This is a genomic window from Anaerobutyricum hallii DSM 3353, assembly GCF_000173975.1.
In the GTDB taxonomy this organism is placed as follows: Bacteria; Bacillota; Clostridia; order Lachnospirales; family Lachnospiraceae; genus Anaerobutyricum; species Anaerobutyricum hallii.
In genome coordinates, this window is sequence record NZ_ACEP01000146.1 from 1 (window position 1) to 1,353 (window position 1,353).

3 protein-coding genes are annotated in these 1,353 nt (G+C 39.5%); 2 read left to right on the forward strand and 1 reads right to left on the reverse strand.

The window, feature by feature from the left end:
- Positions 1-72: 72 nt before the first annotated feature.
- Positions 73-1,089 carry an O-acetyl-ADP-ribose deacetylase gene (locus tag EUBHAL_RS13225; RefSeq protein ID WP_005350966.1) on the forward strand — a complete coding sequence of 339 codons (1,017 nt, stop codon included), beginning with the start codon at positions 73-75 and terminating at the stop codon, positions 1,087-1,089.
- Positions 1,090-1,151: 62 nt separating this feature from the next.
- On the opposite strand, the gene EUBHAL_RS17020 is transcribed toward EUBHAL_RS13225, so the two are convergent.
- Positions 1,152-1,241, reverse strand: a complete 90-nt coding sequence (locus EUBHAL_RS17020) for a hypothetical protein (protein WP_334290900.1) — start codon at positions 1,239-1,241, stop codon at positions 1,152-1,154.
- Between EUBHAL_RS17020 and EUBHAL_RS17405 the strand changes: the two genes are divergently transcribed.
- The gene (locus EUBHAL_RS17405) at positions 1,215-1,289 is read left to right on the forward strand and encodes a DUF6783 domain-containing protein (RefSeq protein ID WP_334290901.1); all 75 of its coding nucleotides are present in this window, start codon (positions 1,215-1,217) and stop codon (positions 1,287-1,289) included. The genes EUBHAL_RS17020 and EUBHAL_RS17405 overlap by 27 nt on opposite strands.
- The last annotated feature ends 64 nt before the right edge of the window (positions 1,290-1,353 follow it).

The following is a 1,353-nucleotide window of genomic DNA, read 5'->3' on the forward strand; positions in this document are numbered from 1 at the left end:
TTACGAATAGTAAGTCTGATACACAGGCGATGGAAACGGAAAATTTTGGATAAACAGTAGGAGGTATATTCTATGCCATTGAAAATTGTTAGAAATGATATTACAAAAATGAATGTTGATGCAATTGTCAATGCAGCTAATACATCTCTATTAGGAGGTGGCGGGGTAGATGGATGCATTCATCGTGCTGCCGGCCCAGACCTTCTTGAGGAATGTAGAATGCTCCATGGATGTCAGACAGGGAATGCTAAAATTACAAATGGATATCGTCTTCCCTGTAAATATGTCATTCACACAGTTGGACCAATCTGGCTGGATGGAAAACATCAAGAACAAAAACTTTTAGAATCCTGCTATGATACATCACTGAATCTGGCGAAGGAATATGGCTGTGAATCGGTTGCTTTTCCTCTGATTTCTTCTGGAATTTATGGCTATCCAAAAGATCAGGCATTAAAAGTTGCTGTAGATATCATTGGAAATTTTCTACTGGAAAATGAGATGACAGTCTTCATTGTAATTTTTGACCGGAAGGCATATCAGATTAGCGGAAAGTTGTTTGCGGATATTACAGCTTATATAGATGACCGATATGTGAAAGAACACTCGGACAGTCGGGAAGAACAGAGATGGCGATCGGAGCCGCTTATTGGAGAAAGTTGTTTCGGGTCAGCAGTGGAGAGGATGGAAGCGAAGCCAAGCTATAATGCGATAAGTAGCAGGACTCTGGAGGATGCGTTGAATCAGATAGATGAAAGTTTTTCGGAAATGCTGCTTCGTAAAATTGACGAATCCGACATGACAGACACGCAGTGTTACAAGAAAGCAAATATTGATCGGAAACTTTTTTCTAAAATTCGCTCGAATAAATTTTATAAACCGTCTAAAACGACAGTGCTGGCATTTGCTCTGGCATTGGAACTGCCAATTGCAGAAATGCAGGATATGCTTGGTAAGGCGGGATTTACTTTGTCTCGTTCAAGTAAGTTTGATATTATTGTAGAATATTTTGTTGAACAGGGTAATTATAATGTATATGAAATCAATGAAGCATTGTTTGCTTTTGATCAGAGTCTGATTGGATCATAAAACAATGAATGTTGTTTAATGTCGCTTTCTATGCGACCACTTTCTAAAAGAAAATCGTTATACTATGGCTGCAAGGTACGAAACCGAGCAGCCATTTTTTTGACCAGGTAAATACTAGAGCGTGTTTGAAAAATCATTCCGGCAACCTGCACGTCCCAATTTGCGGTATATTTTGCCTTCATTCAGTTGACGTAGCGTAATGCCGTCTAAAAACGTGTAATAGCCTCGTGGTATATTTTGCCTTCATTCAGTTGACGTAGCCCG

What these genes read in the sequence shown, in the direction of transcription:
- EUBHAL_RS13225 (WP_005350966.1), top strand. Translation starts at nt 73, where the DNA reads ATGCCATTGAAAATTGTTAGAAATGATATTACAAAAATGAATGTTGAT.